The 14,116-nt window shown below is 64.8% G+C and carries 11 protein-coding genes; 2 read left to right on the top strand and 9 right to left on the bottom strand.

Features of this window, described 5'->3' with window-relative positions:
• Positions 1-2,100 (bottom strand): methyl-accepting chemotaxis protein (locus E8E91_RS23590; protein ID WP_280379260.1); only part of this gene is annotated, 2,100 nt, incomplete at its 3' end.
• A 230-nt stretch (positions 2,101-2,330) separates the two neighbouring features.
• Between E8E91_RS23590 and E8E91_RS23585 the strand changes: the two genes are divergently transcribed.
• Together E8E91_RS23585 and E8E91_RS23580 are read left to right on the top strand one after the other, a co-directional pair.
• Positions 2,331-3,650 (top strand): Na+/H+ antiporter NhaC family protein, encoded by a 1,320-nt coding sequence (locus E8E91_RS23585; RefSeq protein WP_280379258.1) that lies wholly within the window; start codon positions 2,331-2,333, stop codon positions 3,648-3,650.
• Positions 3,651-3,834: 184 nt separating this feature from the next.
• On the top strand, positions 3,835-4,023 hold the full coding sequence (locus E8E91_RS23580) for a hypothetical protein (protein ID WP_280379256.1): 189 nt from the start codon (positions 3,835-3,837) through the stop codon (positions 4,021-4,023).
• A gap of 64 nt (positions 4,024-4,087) precedes the next feature.
• Here E8E91_RS23580 and nuoN read toward each other — a convergent pair whose 3' ends face one another.
• The 8 genes from nuoN to nuoG are packed head-to-tail and all read right to left on the bottom strand — an operon-like array spanning position 4,088 to position 14,035.
• Positions 4,088-5,551, bottom strand: coding sequence for an NADH-quinone oxidoreductase subunit NuoN (gene nuoN / locus E8E91_RS23575; RefSeq protein ID WP_190833418.1), 1,464 nt, complete (start codon positions 5,549-5,551; stop codon positions 4,088-4,090).
• A 7-nt stretch (positions 5,552-5,558) separates the two neighbouring features.
• Entirely contained in the window at positions 5,559-7,085 is a 1,527-nt protein-coding gene (nuoM, locus tag E8E91_RS23570) for an NADH-quinone oxidoreductase subunit M (RefSeq protein WP_280379254.1), read from the bottom strand.
• Positions 7,086-7,110: 25 nt separating this feature from the next.
• Complete coding sequence (nuoL, locus tag E8E91_RS23565) at positions 7,111-8,958, bottom strand: NADH-quinone oxidoreductase subunit L (RefSeq protein WP_280365329.1); 1,848 nt, start codon at positions 8,956-8,958, stop codon at positions 7,111-7,113.
• A complete protein-coding gene (nuoK, locus tag E8E91_RS23560) occupies positions 8,955-9,263 on the bottom strand; it encodes an NADH-quinone oxidoreductase subunit NuoK (RefSeq protein WP_077524442.1) in 309 nt (102 codons plus the stop codon). Before nuoK ends, nuoL begins: the two co-directional genes overlap by 4 nt.
• A gap of 3 nt (positions 9,264-9,266) precedes the next feature.
• Positions 9,267-9,767: an NADH-quinone oxidoreductase subunit J gene (gene nuoJ, locus E8E91_RS23555; RefSeq protein WP_280379251.1), complete on the bottom strand. Its 501-nt coding sequence runs from the start codon at positions 9,765-9,767 to the stop codon at positions 9,267-9,269.
• 10 nt (positions 9,768-9,777) lie between these two features.
• A complete protein-coding gene (nuoI, locus tag E8E91_RS23550) occupies positions 9,778-10,326 on the bottom strand; it encodes an NADH-quinone oxidoreductase subunit NuoI (RefSeq protein WP_077524440.1) in 549 nt (182 codons plus the stop codon).
• An 11-nt stretch (positions 10,327-10,337) separates the two neighbouring features.
• Positions 10,338-11,330, bottom strand: coding sequence for an NADH-quinone oxidoreductase subunit NuoH (nuoH, locus tag E8E91_RS23545; protein WP_280379250.1), 993 nt, complete (start codon positions 11,328-11,330; stop codon positions 10,338-10,340).
• Complete coding sequence (nuoG, locus tag E8E91_RS23540) at positions 11,327-14,035, bottom strand: NADH-quinone oxidoreductase subunit NuoG (protein WP_280379248.1); 2,709 nt, start codon at positions 14,033-14,035, stop codon at positions 11,327-11,329. Before nuoG ends, nuoH begins: the two co-directional genes overlap by 4 nt.
• Between the last annotated feature and the right edge of the window lie 81 nt (positions 14,036-14,116).

The raw sequence follows: 14,116 nt of genomic DNA, 5'->3' as shown, positions 1-14,116 counted from the left end.
GCGGTTCAGGGCCTGGCTGACCTGGGCCGATTCCTCGGCCTGGCCGGAGAGGGATTCGGTGACGTCGCGGATCGCCGCCACGTTGCGGTTGATCTCCTCGGCCACCGCGCTCTGTTCCTCGGCGGCGGATGCGATCTGCAGGTTCATGTCGGTGATCACCGTCACCGCCTCGCCGATGCGTTGCAGGGCGGCCACCGCCTGCTCCACCTGCTCGACGCTGCCTTGCGCCTGGCGGTGGCTGCTATGCATCGAGCCGACCACCTCGCGGGTGCCGTGCTGCAGGCCCTCGATCACCTGGCGGATTTCCTCCACCGAGTCCTGGGTGCGCTTGGCCAGGTTGCGCACCTCGTCGGCCACCACCGCGAAGCCGCGCCCGGCCTCGCCGGCCCGCGCCGCCTCGATGGCGGCGTTGAGGGCCAGCAGGTTGGTCTGCTCGGCGATGGCGCGGATCACTTCCAGCACCGAGCCGATCTGCTCGCTGCTGTTGGCCAGCGCCTGCACTTCTTCCATCGCCGCACTCATCTCGCTGGCCAGTTGCTCGATGGCACTGGTGGTCTTGCCGATCACGCCGAGGCCTTCCTGGGTGGCATGGTCGGCGCCGCGAGCGGCTTCGGCAGCCTGGGCGGCGCTGCGGGCGACGTCCTGGGCGGTGGCGCTCATCTCGTGGGAGGCGGTGGCCACCTGGTCGACTTCGCGGTACTGCTGCTGCATGCCGGCGCTGGTCTGGCTGGCCACGGCGGCGGACTGGTCGGCGGTGCCGCGGGCGTCCTGCACCGAGCGTTTCACGTCGGCGATGATCGGCTGCAGCTTGTCGAGGAAGCGGTTGAACCAGCCGGCCAGCTCACCCAGCTCGTCCTGGCGGGCGTAGTCCAGGCGGCGGGTCAGGTCGCCTTCGCCGCTGGCGATGTCCTTGAGCATGCTGGCCACGCCCTGGATCGGCCGGGTCACGCCCCGGGCGGTGAGCCAGACCAGCAGCAGGCCGGCGACGCCAGCGACGAGGCCGATCAGCAGGCCGACGAGGTTGGCGGTGTGGTTCTGCGAATCGAGTTTGGCGTCCAGCTCCAGTGCCGGCGCGAGCAGGACCTTTTCCGGTACTTCCAGCAGCACGCTCCAGGGCGCGGCGGTGGGGATCGGTTTGAACGGTTGCATCACCCGCAGCATGCCGTTGTGCTGGAGCTCCACGGTTTTACCGGCCTGGAGGTTGCCGGCCAGTTCACTGGCGTTTTCGCCAAAAGCTTTTTCCAGCTTTGCACTGAGCAGGCTGGCGTCGCGGCTGTGGCCGGCGAGCAGGCCAGCCGGGCTGAGGATGCTGACGTGGCCGTTGCCGTCATACAGCTCGTGGTTACCGGACATGCTCAGCTGCTGGAGGCTTTCCAGGTTGATGTCCAGGCCCATGACGCCGACGGTCTTGCCGTTGAGCTGCAGCGGGAAGGCGATGCTGGTCATCAGCACCTGGCGGTCGCCGACGTTATCGAAGTAGGGGTCCAGCACGCAGGCCTGGCCGGTTTTCATCGGGCAGGTGTACCAGGCGTTGTAGGGCGCGCCGCTAGGGCCGGTGCTGCTGTCGGCGAGCAGCTCCTCGGTCATGGATTCCGATTCCAGTTTGCCGGGGGTGGGTTGGGCCCAATAAAGAGAGAAGCGGCCTTTGTCGTTGCTGCCCAGTTCCGCCTGGTCGACGAAGAGTTCGTCCTTGCCGTCCAGGGCGTTGGGCTCGAAGACCAGGTAGAGGCCGAGGATTTCCGGGTTGGCTTCCAGGCTGGTGCGGACCTGGCGGGTCAGGTCCTCACGCAGGTCGAAGGCGTCGAGGAAGCGCTTTTCCGCCTGTTCCTTGAGGAACAGCACCTGGCGCGAGAAGCCCTTGCCGTACTGGTAGTTGTCCATGAAGTAGCGCTGGATGCGGATTGCCTGCAACTCCGCGCGGGCCTGCAGGCGCTGACGGGCGCTCTGGTCGAGCATCCGGCTACTGTCGGCCTTCACCAGGCTGGCGCTGCGCTTGGACTGGTAGAGGGACGAACCGACCAGCAGGGTCACGATGGCCAGCAGGCATAGGCCGGTTAGCAGGGTGATTTTCCACTGGATGGACAGGCGATTGAACGGCATTGGGACTTCCTTCTGTCTCGTCGGAACTTCATTCGTTGTCGGCACGGACGGCAATTTCTTGACGCGAAGACGACGAATAGCCGTGCGGAATGCACGAGGGCGCAATTTGCAGGCAAGAATTATGCACGCTACGCCCAATATTCCGAACGCTTTTGACAGTCGCTCCCGGTTTGGGCAGAGTGCGCGCTTTTTTTCGCGGCCGGCATGGCCTGCAAAGCTGAGGAGAGGCGATGAATGCGGTAGTGGCGGCGGTGGGGATCATGCTGGTCCTCAGCCTGTGCCGGGTGCACGTGGTGGTGGCCCTGATCATTGGCGCACTGGTGGGTGGCCTGGTCGGCGGCCTTGGGATCGACGGATCTCTTGCGGCTTTCAACAAGGGGCTGGGTGGCGGCGCCACCGTGGCACTGTCCTACGCGCTGCTGGGCGCATTCGCTGTAGCTATTGCGCGTTCCGGCCTGGCCCATGCGCTGGCGGACAAGGCCCTGGCCCTGGTGGGCCGCCAGGAGGCCAACGGCGGCAATGCACTGAAATGGCTGCTGGTCGCCCTGCTGCTGTGCGTGGCGATCTCCTCGCAGAACATCCTGCCGATCCACATCGCCTTCATCCCGTTGCTGGTTCCTCCTCTTCTGTACGTACTGACGCGGCTTTCCATCGACCGCCGGCTGATCGCCTGCGTGATCACCTTTGGCCTGATCACGCCCTACATGTTCTTGCCGGTGGGCTTCGGCAACATCTTCCTGAACGAGATCCTGCTGGCGAATGTGGTGAAAAGTGGCGTCGACGTTACCGGAGTGAATGTCACCGAGGCGATGTTGATACCGGCGCTGGGTATGGTCGCCGGCCTGTTCATCGCGGTGTTCGTCAGTTATCGCGGCAAGCGTACCTATGACCTGGAGCGCATCGCCCAGGCCGAGCAGGTGAGCGTCGCCTACAACCCGATGAGCCTCGGCGTGGCCGGCGTGGCCATCCTGGTTGCGTTCGTGGTGCAGCTCTGGCTGGACTCGATGATCATCGGCGCGCTGCTGGGCTTCGTGATCTTCTCGTTGTCGGGCGTGGTGCGCTGGAAGGAAGCGGACGACCTGTTCACCGAGGGTATGAAGATGATGGCCATGATCGGCTTCATCATGATCGCCGCGTCGGGCTTTGCCGAGGTGATGCGCGAAACCGGCCAGGTGGCGACCCTGGTGGATGCTTCGGCCGGCTGGATCGGCCACAGCAAGCCGCTGGGGGCGCTGCTGATGCTGCTGGTGGGCCTGCTGGTGACCATGGGCATCGGTTCGTCCTTTTCCACCGTGCCGATCATCGCGGCGATCTTCGTGCCGCTGTGCGTGCAGCTGGGCTTCAGCCCGCTGGCGATCGTCAGCATCGTTGGCACCGCCGGTGCGCTGGGCGACGCCGGGTCTCCCGCGTCTGACTCCACCCTGGGTCCGACTTCGGGTCTGAACGTGGATGGCCAGCACAACCATATCTGGGACACCGTGGTGCCCACGTTCCTGCACTACAACCTGCCCCTGCTGGCCTTTGGCTGGGCCGCGGCGATGGTGCTCTAGGGCACGTCAGCACGGGCGTTCGCTTCATCATTTCGACCCATTAGCAGCGGGGTTGCCGAGAAATCGGCAACCCCGCTGTGCTTTCTGGCTGCGGCTGCATCAACCGGTTTACCCGCTCATAACCCAGCCTTGACCGTCGGCGTTTGCGCCGCTGTCGATAATGTCGCTTGTGGAGGAGGGCGCAGTGGCTGCCCGCAAGGTGGACCCGGCCGCCGGCGGTGGGATGCATGAGCGTTTCGATGCGCAGCAAGGCACCTATACCCAGACCGTCAGCCAGGCCTTCAATGACCTGCAATTGCACCGGTCGGTAGACGCAGACGCATGGTTCGACAACAAGACGGGGCATGGCGCCCAACTGGAAAAGAAGCCCTGAGCTGATTCCCGCGAACAAGAAAAAACCCGGCGCTTGGCCGGGTTTTTTGTTTTGCAGGCTTGCCTTAGTTGGCCAGGGCCACCAGGCCGGAGTGCTGGACCAGGTCCAGCAGCGGCTGCGGGTAGACACCGAGGAAGAAGGCCAGCAGGGCTACGAACAGCAGCATGATGCCGCCAGCGCGTTGGGCCCAGTGCAGGTCTGCATCGTGACGACGCAGGTTCGGCTCCACCAGGAACAGGGTGACCATGACGCGCAGGTAGTAGAACACGCCGATGGCGCTGCCCAGGACCATGGCACCCAGCAGCCACCACAGGCCGGATTCGACACCGGCAGCGATCACGAAGAACTTGCCGATGAAGCCTGCGGTGAGCGGGATGCCGGCGAGCGACAGCATCATCACGGTGAGCACGGCGGTCAGGTACGGACGGCGCCAGAACAGGCCGCGGTACTCGTACAGGGCGTCGCAGTCACGGCCGCTGTAGGGGGTGGACATCAGGGTCACGACACCAAAGGCGCCCAGGCTGGTCAGCACGTAGGTGGCCAGGTAGACACCGATGGCTTCCACGGCCAGGCCCTTGCTCGCGATCAGCGCCACCAGCAGGTAGCCGAAGTGGGCGATGGAGGAGTAGCCCAGCAGACGCTTGATGTTGTTCTGCACCAGCGCCAGCAGGTTGCCGAACAGGATGGAGGCGATGGCGATGACGGTCAGCAGGTCGTTCAGCCAGCCGCCGGCGGTGGCCGGGGACAGCTGGTAGAGACGCAGCAGCACGGCGAACACAGCAACCTTGCTGGCGGTGGCCAGGAAGGCGGCCACCGGCGCCGGGGCGCCTTCGTACACGTCCGGGGTCCAGAGGTGGAAGGGCACCAGGGACAGCTTGAACGCCAGGCCGATCAGCATCATGCCGATGCCGAGCTGAGAGATCACGCTGGAGGTGCCGGCTGCGGCCAGCTGGCTGAAGCTCAGGCTGCCGGCGTCGGCGTAGAGCAGGGCCATGCCGAACAGCAGGAAGGCGGAACCGGCGGCGGACAGCACCATGTACTTGATGCCGGCTTCCAGGGAGCGCTTGTTGAAGAAGGCGTACGCCACCAGGCCGTAGACCGGAACCGACAGCAGCTCCAGGCCGATGAACAGGCCGGCCAGGTGCTGCGCGGTGACCAGCACCAGGCCGCCAGCGGCGGACAGGAGGATCAGCAGGTACATCTCTTCGCGGTTGCCCGGGTAGCCCTTGCCCGATTCACCGCCCAGGTAGGCGTGGATCAGGGTGACGCAGGCGAGGGTGCCGGCCAGGACCAGCGCCATGTAATAGGCACCGAAGTTGTCGATCATCATCAGCGGGGTCACTTCCAGGGGAGCGACCTTGAGTGCCGGGATGATGGACAGCAGGGCGAGGTTCAGACCGATGACCGAGAGGCCGAAGGTCCAGGAGTGGTGCCGCTTCCAGGCGATGGCCAGCATCACCACGACGATGGTGGCGCAGGTGACCAGCAGCGGTAGCAGGGCAATCAGGTGTTGAGTCGTGAATTCCATAACCTACTTACCGGGCAACGAGTTGATTGACGGCGGAATCCAGCCACTGGTGCACGCCATGCATGGTCGCAGCGGAGGTATCCAGTACCGGTTGCGGGTAAACGCCGAGCAGGATCAGCAGGGCGGCGAGGCCCAGGACCATACTCAGCTCGCGATAGCGCAGGCCTTCGTAGGCGTTATCGTTCTTCGCCGGACCGAAGTAGGCGCGGTGGATCATGATCAGCGAGTAGACGGAACCGAACACCAGGCCGGTAGAAGCCAGGACGGCAACCCACGGTACTTGCTGGAAGGAGCCGACCAGGATCAGGAACTCGCCAACGAAGTTGCCGGTGCCCGGCAGGCCCAGTGCAGCGGCAGCGAAGAACAGGCTGATGGCCGGCAGGTAGGGCATGCGGTTCCAGATACCGCCCATCTCGCGCATGTCACGGGTGTGCAGGCGCTCGTACAACTGGCCGCACAGGATAAAGAGTGCGGCGGCGGAGAGGCCGTGGGCGATCATCTGCACGATGGCGCCCTGCAGGGCGATCTGGCTGCTGGAGTAGATGGCGATCAGCACGAAGCCCATGTGGGACACGCTGGAGTAGGCCACCAGGCGCTTGATGTCGGTCTGGGCGAAGGACAGGAAGGCACCGTAGACGATGGCGAACACACCGAGCCACTGGGCGATCGGCGCGAACTCGGCCGAGGCATTGGGGAACAGCGGCAGGGCGAAGCGGATCATGCCGTAGGCGGCGGTTTTCAGCAGGATGCCGGCGAGGTCCACGGAGCCCGCGGTCGGGGCCTGGGCGTGGGCATCGGGCAGCCAGGAGTGGAACGGAACCACCGGGAACTTCACCGCGAAGGCAACGAAGAAGCCGAGCATCAGCAGGTATTCGGTGCCCGGAGCGAGCTGGGCCTTCAGCAGGTCGGCGTAGTTGAAGGTCAGTACGCCGGTGTTGCTGTAGTTCACCAGTACGAGGCCGAGGATGGCCACTAGCATGATCAGGCCGCTGGCCTGGGTGTAGATGAAGAACTTGGTGGCGGCGTTGATGCGGGTCTTGCCCTTGCTGCCGCTGTGACCCCAGAGCGCGATGAGGAAGTACATCGGCACCAGCATCATTTCCCAGAAGAAGAAGAACAGGAACAGGTCGATGGCGAGGAACACGCCAACCACGCCGCCGAGGATCCACATCAGGTTGAGGTGGAAGAAGCCGACGCGGTTCTGGATTTCACGCCAGGAGCAGAGCACGGACAGCACACCGAGCAGGCCGGTGAGGACGATCATCAGGATGGAGATGCCGTCCAGGGCCAGGTGGATGGTGACGCCGAAGCGCTCGATCCACTGCACCTTGAACTCTTGCGCCCATACCGGCTCGGTGCCGGGCGCGGGAGCCAGGGTGAAGTCGCCAGTCGCCCACAGCCAGAGGCCGAGGACGAACAGCAGGGACATGGTGAGCAGGGCGATCCAGCGGGGCAGGGTGGCGCCGAAGCGCTCACCTTGCCAGCAGAGCAGGCCGCCGATGAAGGGAATCAGGATTAGCCAGGGCAGAATCATGACGGGCTCAATTCCTTAAGAAGATTCAGGTCAGCAGCACGGCGCCGAGCACGAGCACGGCTCCGCCGACGATGGATACGGCGTACCAGCGCAGCTGGCCGGTCTGGCTACGGCTGAGGGCGAAGTTGCCGCCCTTCACTACACGCGGGACCAGGCCGATGGTGCCGTCGATGGGATCGCGACGGAGCAGGCGGCAGACCAGCAGGTAGGGTTTGACGAACAGCAGGTCGTAGAGCCAGTCGAAGCCCCAGGCGGCATACCACCAGGCACCGAGGAAGCGGCCCGGGGCGCTCTGGGCAACGGCGCTGACGAAGCGGCGCTTGCCGAGGAAGAGCAGGGCGGCCAGCAGGATGCCCGCCAGGGCGATGGCGCCCGAAGCGATTTCCAGGCTGTGCTTGGCTTCGCCACCGGCATGGCCGACGCTTTCCGGCAGGACGCCAGCCAGCGGCGGGGTGATCAGCGCGCCGACGAAGGTGGACAGCACGATCAGCACGCTCAGCGGCAGCCAGTGGGCAACCCCATGGCCGGCGTGGGCTTCGGTCTGCGCTTCACCGTGGAAGGCGATGAAGATCAGGCGGAAGGTGTAGATCGAGGTCAGGAAGGCACCCGCCAGGCCAGCGTAGAGTAGGCCGGCATGGCCACTGGCGAAGGCTTCCCAGAGGATCTCGTCCTTGGAGTAGAAGCCCGCGGTAACCAGCGGCAGGGCCGCCAGGGCCGCACCACCGACGATGAAGCTCGCGTAGGCCAGCGGCAGCTTCTTCCACAGGCCGCCCATCTTGAAGATGTTCTGCTCATGGTGGCAGGCGTTGATCACTGCACCGGAGGCAAGGAACAGCAGGGCCTTGAAGAAGGCGTGGGTCATCAGGTGGAAGATTGCCGCGTCCCATGCACCCACGCCCAGGGCGAGGAACATGTAGCCGATCTGGCTCATGGTGGAGTAGGCGAGGATGCGCTTGATGTCGGTCTGCACCAGGGCGGCGAAGCCGGCCAGGACCAGGGTCACGCCACCAACGATACCGACCAGTTCGAGGATTTCCGGGGTCAGCAGGAACAGTCCGTGGGTACGGGCGATCAGGTATACGCCCGCGGTCACCATGGTTGCCGCGTGGATCAGTGCGGAAACCGGGGTCGGGCCCGCCATCGCGTCCGCCAGCCAGGTCTGCAGCGGCAGCTGGGCGGATTTGCCCACGGCACCACCGAGCAGCATCAGGGTTGCGACCCAGAGCCAGGCGTCACCGGCCACGTACTTCTCGGGGGCCAGCTTCATCAGCTCCTGGATGTTCAGGGTGCCCAGGTGGAAGAACAGGATGAACAGGCCGATGGCCATGAACACGTCACCCACGCGGGTAACGATGAAGGCCTTGAGCGCTGCGTTGCCGTTGGGCGTGTGCTTGAAGTAGAAGCCGATCAGCAGGTACGAGCACAGACCCACGCCTTCCCAACCGAAGTAGAGGAACAGCAGGTTATCGCCCAGCACCAGGAACAGCATGCTGGCGATGAACAGGTTGGTGTAGGCGAAGAAGCGGGAGTAGCCCTCTTCACCGCGCATGTACCAGGAAGCGAACAGGTGGATCAGGAAGCCAACGCCGGTGACCACGCCGAGCATGGTCAGCGACAGGCCGTCCAGGTAGAGGGTGAAGCTGGGCGCGAAGCCCGCCACGCTCATCCACTGCCAGAGCACCTGGGTGTAGACGCCGCCTTCCGGCGGGGCCACGTTGAACTGCCAGATGATCGAGGCGGCGACCAGGGCCGACAGGCCCACGGAGCCGACGCCGATGACAGCGGAGGTGTTTTCGGAGAGACGCCCGCGGGAGAAGGCCAGGATGAACCAGCCAAGCAGCGGGAACAGGCAAGTGAGGAATAGAAGGTTCATCCGCGCATCTCGCTGGCAGCGTCGATATCGAGGGTATGGAAGCGGCGGTACAGCTGCAGCAGGATCGCCAGGCCGATGGAGGCTTCGGCGGCTGCAAGGCTGATCACCAGAATGAACATGATCTGGCCGTCAGGCTGGGCCCAGCGGGCGCCGGCGACCACGAAGGCCAGCGCGGCGGCGTTCATCATGACTTCCAGGCTCATGAGCACGAAGAGGATGTTGCGGCGCACCATCAGGCCGGTGAGGCCGAGGCAGAAGAGCACGCCGGCGACCGCGAGGCCATGTTCCAGTGGGATTGCGTTCATGGCTTATTCCTTAGCTTCGTGGCGGCCGAGGTGGAAGGCGGCGACCAGGGCTGCGAGCAGCAGCATGGAAGCCAGTTCCACGGCGAGCAGGTACGGGCCGAAGAGGGCGATGCCGACTGCCTTGGAGTCCACGGTTGTGTGACCGATGGTGGCGCCGCTGGCATTGCCGAACAGCACGTACAGCAGTTCGGCCAGCAGGATCAGGGAGAGCAGCGCAGGACCGGTCCAGATACCGGGCTTGAGCCACTTCTTTTCCTGTTCGGCAATTGCCGGTCCGAGGTTCAGCATCATCACCACGAAGACGAACAGCACCATGATGGCGCCCGCGTAGACGATGATTTCCAGGGCGCCGGCAAAGGGGGCGCCGAGGGCGAAGAAGCACATCGACACCGCCAGCAGCGAGACGATGAGGTACAGCAGGGCATGCACCGGATTGGTGTTGGTGATCACACGCAGGGTGGAGAGAACGGCCACACCGGCGGCGAAATAGAAGGCGAATTCCACGCGCGTCTCCTTAGGGCAGCAGGCTCTTCACGTTGATCGGCTCGGCTTCGTTCTGCGCGGCGCCTTTCGGCTTGCCGGCGATGGCCATGCCTGCCACGCGATAGAAGTTGTAGTCCGGGTTCTTGCCCGGGCCGGAGATCAGCAGGTCTTCCTTCTCGTACACCAGGTCCTGGCGCTTGAACTCGCCCATCTCGAAATCCGGGGTCAGCTGGATCGCGGTGGTGGGGCAGGCTTCTTCGCACAGGCCACAGAAGATGCAGCGGGAGAAGTTGATGCGGAAGAACTCGGGGTACCAGCGGCCATCGTCGGTTTCGGCCTTCTGCAGGGAGATGCAGCCAACCGGGCAGGCAACGGCGCAGAGGTTGCAGGCTACGCAACGCTCTTCGCCATCGGGGTCGCGGGTCAGGACGATGCGGCCACGGTAGCGCGGCGGCAGGTATACGGGCTCTTCCGGGTATTGCAGGGTGTCACGCTTGCGGAAGGCATGGCCGAAGATCATCACCAGGCTTCGCAGCTGGGTGAAGGTGCCATGCACGACATGGATGATTTCTTTGATCATGGCATTTCTCCTTACTGGGCCGCGGCCAGCACCAGGGCGCCGGTCACCAGCAGGTTGATCAGGGTCAGCGGCAGGCAGACCTTCCAGCTGAAGGCCATCACCTGGTCATAGCGCGGGCGCGGGATGGACGCGCGCAGCAGAATGAACAGCATGATGAAGAAGCCGGTCTTGAGTGCGAACCAGATGAAGGGGATCTGCGGCAGGATGCCGAACGGGCCGTGCCAGCCGCCGAAGAACAGGGTCACGAGCAGGGCGGAGATCAGCACGATGCCGATGTACTCGCCCACGAAGAACATGCCCCATTTCATGCCGGCGTATTCGATGTGGTAACCGTCGGCCAGTTCCTGTTCCGCTTCCGGCTGGTCGAACGGGTGACGGTGGGTCACGGCGACGCCGGCGATGAAGAAGGTACAGAAGCCGAAGAACTGCGGAATGATGAACCACAGGTGCTGGGCCTGGTATTCAACGATGTCGCGCATGTTGAACGAGCCGACCTGCGCCACGATGCCCATCAGCGACAGGGCCAGGAACACCTCGTAGGAGATGGTCTGGGCCGAGGCGCGCAGGCTGCCGAGCAGGGCGAACTTGTTGTTGCTCGACCAGCCGGCGAAGAGCACGGCGTATACCGCGATACCGGCCATGGCGAAGAAGAACAGGATGCCGATATTCAGGTCGGCCACGCCCCAGGTGGGAGTGACCGGAATGACCGCGAAGGAGATCAGCAGGGCGCTCATCGCGATGATGGGCGCCAGGGTGAAGATCAGCTTGTCGGCGAACGGCGGAGTCCAGTCTTCCTTGAAGAACATCTTGATCATGTCCGCGCCCAGCTGGAAGGCGCCGAAGGGGCCGACGCGGTTCGGACCGTGACGGTCCTGCCACAGGCCCAGCAGGCGACGTTCCACCCAGGAGAGCAGCGCACCGCTCACGACCACCGCCAACAGGATGACGATGGCCTTGAGGACGGCAACGACGATGTCGATCAGTTCGGGCGTCAGCCAGCTCATTGCGCGGACTCCTGTACGGCAGTGACGACGGCACCGGCGAAGACGGCCGGGATACCCGGCAGGCCGGCAGGCAGGCCGATCAGACCGATACCCATCTCTTCCTTGATGGCCAGCGGCAGACGCAGGGTCTGGCCGTTGACGGTCAGGGCGAGCAGGGCGCCGTCATTGACGCCGAGGCGATCAGCTTCGTCCTTGGCCAGGGCCACGTAGGGCTGCGGGATGCGCTCTTGCACCGGAGCGGCGCGGGAGCTGTTCTCCTCGCTGCCGAACAGGTGGTGCAGCGGCACAGCCTGCCAAGTGCCCTGGGCCGGGTTGAAGGCGGCGTTGATGCTGAACCAGGGCAGGGCGTTGCCCTTGGCCTCGATCAGGCGGACGCCCGGGTCGCCAGCGCGCAGATGGCCGCCGACTTCGTCCTGGAACTTGTTCCAGGCTTGCGGGGAGTTCCAACCCGGGGACCAAGCGAACGGAATCTGCTGACGGTCTTCCTTGGTGCCGGCATAACCTTCCATGGAGAAGGCGAATGCGGAGTCCTTGTCCTGGGGCTGACGCGGCTCGTGCACGCTGATGTTGGCGCGCATGGCGGTGCGACCGCTGTAGCGATGCGGTTCGCGAGCGAGCTTCAGGCCCTTGATGCGGAAGGAGGCGGTCGGCGCGGCATCGCGGATGCCAGCCAGCAGCGGGCTGCTGTCGGCACAGGCGGAGGTCACCTGGTCCAGCTGGGTCCAGTCGACGGACTTGCCCTGCAGGGTGCTATGCAGCGCGTGCAGCCAGCGCCAGCCTTCGCGAACGAGGATGTTGGCGTCGTAGTAGGTCGGGTCGAAGACCTGGAAGAAGCGCTGGGCGCGGCCTTCCAGGCTGACCAGGGTGCCGTCGCCTTCGGCGAAGCTGGCGGCCGGCAGCACCAGGTGGGCGCGTTCGACGGTAGCGGTCTGCTGGTGGTCGGCAACGATCACGACCTTGGCTGCTGCCAGGGCGGCATCGACCTTGGCGGCATCGGCGCGGCGATACAGGTCGTTCTCGAGGATGACGACGGCATCGGCCTTGCCTGCGGTCAGGGCTTCCAGGGCGGCATCAACGGACTCGCCGCCGAACAGGGCCAGGCCCATGCTGTTGGCTTCCGGCACCACCAGGCTGAGGGAACCATTCTTCTCACGGTTCTTCAGTGCGCTGGCGATGTTGGCGGCGGCTTCGATCAGGGCCTTCTCGCCCAGGGAAGCGCCGGAGATAACCAGCGGACGCTTGGCTGCGAGCAGGGCATCGGCGATGCGCTTGACCAGCTCGGCAGCTTCGCCTTCCAGCCCTTCCACAGCCGGCGCGCTCGGGTCGATGGCGTGGGCCACGGCGAAACCGATGCGGGCGAGGTCGGCCGGAGCGGCGTGGACGCTTTCGGCGGCAACGTCATCCAGGCGGGTAGCGGTGACGCTGGCGATGAACAGCGGGTTCAGGGCGTCCTGGGCGACGTTCTGCACGGCAGCCATGTGCCAATCCTGGATTTTCATCGAGGCGGCGATATCGGTGGCTTTGCCCTTGACGGCCTGGCGCAGGGCGAGGGCCATGCGGGCAGCGGTCTGGGTCAGGTCTTCACCGAGGACGAAGATCGCGTCGTGCTTCTCGACGTCGCGCAGGGTGGGTACTGGCAGCGGGCCGTTCTGCAGGATGTCGCGGATCAGGCGCAGGTTTGCGAGTTCCTGGGCGGCGATACCAGAGTAGTAGTTCTCGGCGCCTACCAGTTCACGCAGGGCAAAGTTGCCTTCGAGGCTGGCGCGCGGCGAGCCGATGCCGATCACGCGCTTGCCTTTGAGCAGCTCGGCGGCCTTGTCCAGCGCAGCGTCCAGACCAAGGTGCTGGTTGCCCAGCAGCGGCTGGCGCGGACGGTCTTCGCGGTTGACGTAGCCGTAGCCGAAACGGCCGCGGTCGCAGAGGAAGTACTGGTTCACCGAGCCGTTGAAACGGTTTTCGATGCGGCGGATCTCGCCGTAGCGCTCACCGGGGCTGATGTTGCAGCCGCTGGAGCAGCCGTGGCAGATGCTCGGGGCGAACTGCATGTCCCACTTGCGGTTGTAGCGCTCGGAGTGGGTCTTGTCGGTGAACACGCCGGTCGGGCAGACCTCGACCAGGTTGCCGGAGAACTCGCTCTCCAGCACACCGTCTTCGACACGGCCGAAGTAGACGTTGTCGTGGGCACCGTAGACGCCGAGGTCGGTGCCGCCAGCGTAGTCCTTGTAGTAGCGCACGCAGCGATAGCAGGCGATGCAGCGGTTCATCTCGTGGGAAATGAACGGGCCGAGCTGCTGGTTCTGGTGGGTACGCTTGGTGAAGCGGTAGCGACGGGCGTTGTGGCCAGTCATTACCGTCATGTCCTGCAGGTGGCAGTGACCGCCTTCCTCGCACACGGGGCAGTCGTGCGGGTGGTTGGTCATCAGCCATTCGACGACGCTGGCGCGGAACTGCTTGGCCTCTTCGTCGTCGATGGAAATCCAGGTGTTGTCGGTGGCGGGTGTCATGCAGGACATGACGAGGCGACCGCGTTTGTCGTTCTCGTCGGTGTACTGCTTGACCGCGCACTGGCGGCAGGCGCCGACGCTACCGAGCGCCGGGTGCCAGCAGAAGTAGGGGATGTCGAGTCCGAGGGACAGACAGGCCTGCAGGAGGTTGTCTGCACCATCGACTTCGAGCGTCTTGCCGTCTACGTGGATAGTGGCCATGGTTCAGTCTTCATCTGCCCGTGTGACCGGGCTTTGGCTAATGGAATCAGCGTGCGCGCGGGGCCGGGTGAGCGGCCGCCG

The organism is Pseudomonas sp. BN515, from assembly GCF_029873155.1.
GTDB lineage: Bacteria > Pseudomonadota > Gammaproteobacteria > Pseudomonadales > Pseudomonadaceae > Metapseudomonas.
The sequence above is the reverse complement of the archived record's forward strand: the minus strand, read 5'-3'. Positions and strand labels throughout refer to the sequence as shown.

Excerpts from the sequence above, each read along its gene's own strand:
- nuoL (WP_280365329.1), bottom strand. The coding sequence starts at position 8,958 with ATGAACCTTCTATTCCTCACTTGCCTGTTCCCGCTGCTTGGCTGGTTC.
- E8E91_RS23585 (WP_280379258.1), top strand. The coding sequence starts at position 2,331 with ATGAATGCGGTAGTGGCGGCGGTGGGGATCATGCTGGTCCTCAGCCTG.
- nuoH (WP_280379250.1), bottom strand. The coding sequence starts at position 11,330 with ATGAGCTGGCTGACGCCCGAACTGATCGACATCGTCGTTGCCGTCCTC.
- nuoM (WP_280379254.1), bottom strand. The coding sequence starts at position 7,085 with ATGATTCTGCCCTGGCTAATCCTGATTCCCTTCATCGGCGGCCTGCTC.
- nuoG (WP_280379248.1), bottom strand. The coding sequence starts at position 14,035 with ATGGCCACTATCCACGTAGACGGCAAGACGCTCGAAGTCGATGGTGCA.
- nuoI (WP_077524440.1), bottom strand. The coding sequence starts at position 10,326 with ATGATCAAAGAAATCATCCATGTCGTGCATGGCACCTTCACCCAGCTG.
- nuoK (WP_077524442.1), bottom strand. The coding sequence starts at position 9,263 with ATGAACGCAATCCCACTGGAACATGGCCTCGCGGTCGCCGGCGTGCTC.
- nuoN (WP_190833418.1), bottom strand. The coding sequence starts at position 5,551 with ATGGAATTCACGACTCAACACCTGATTGCCCTGCTACCGCTGCTGGTC.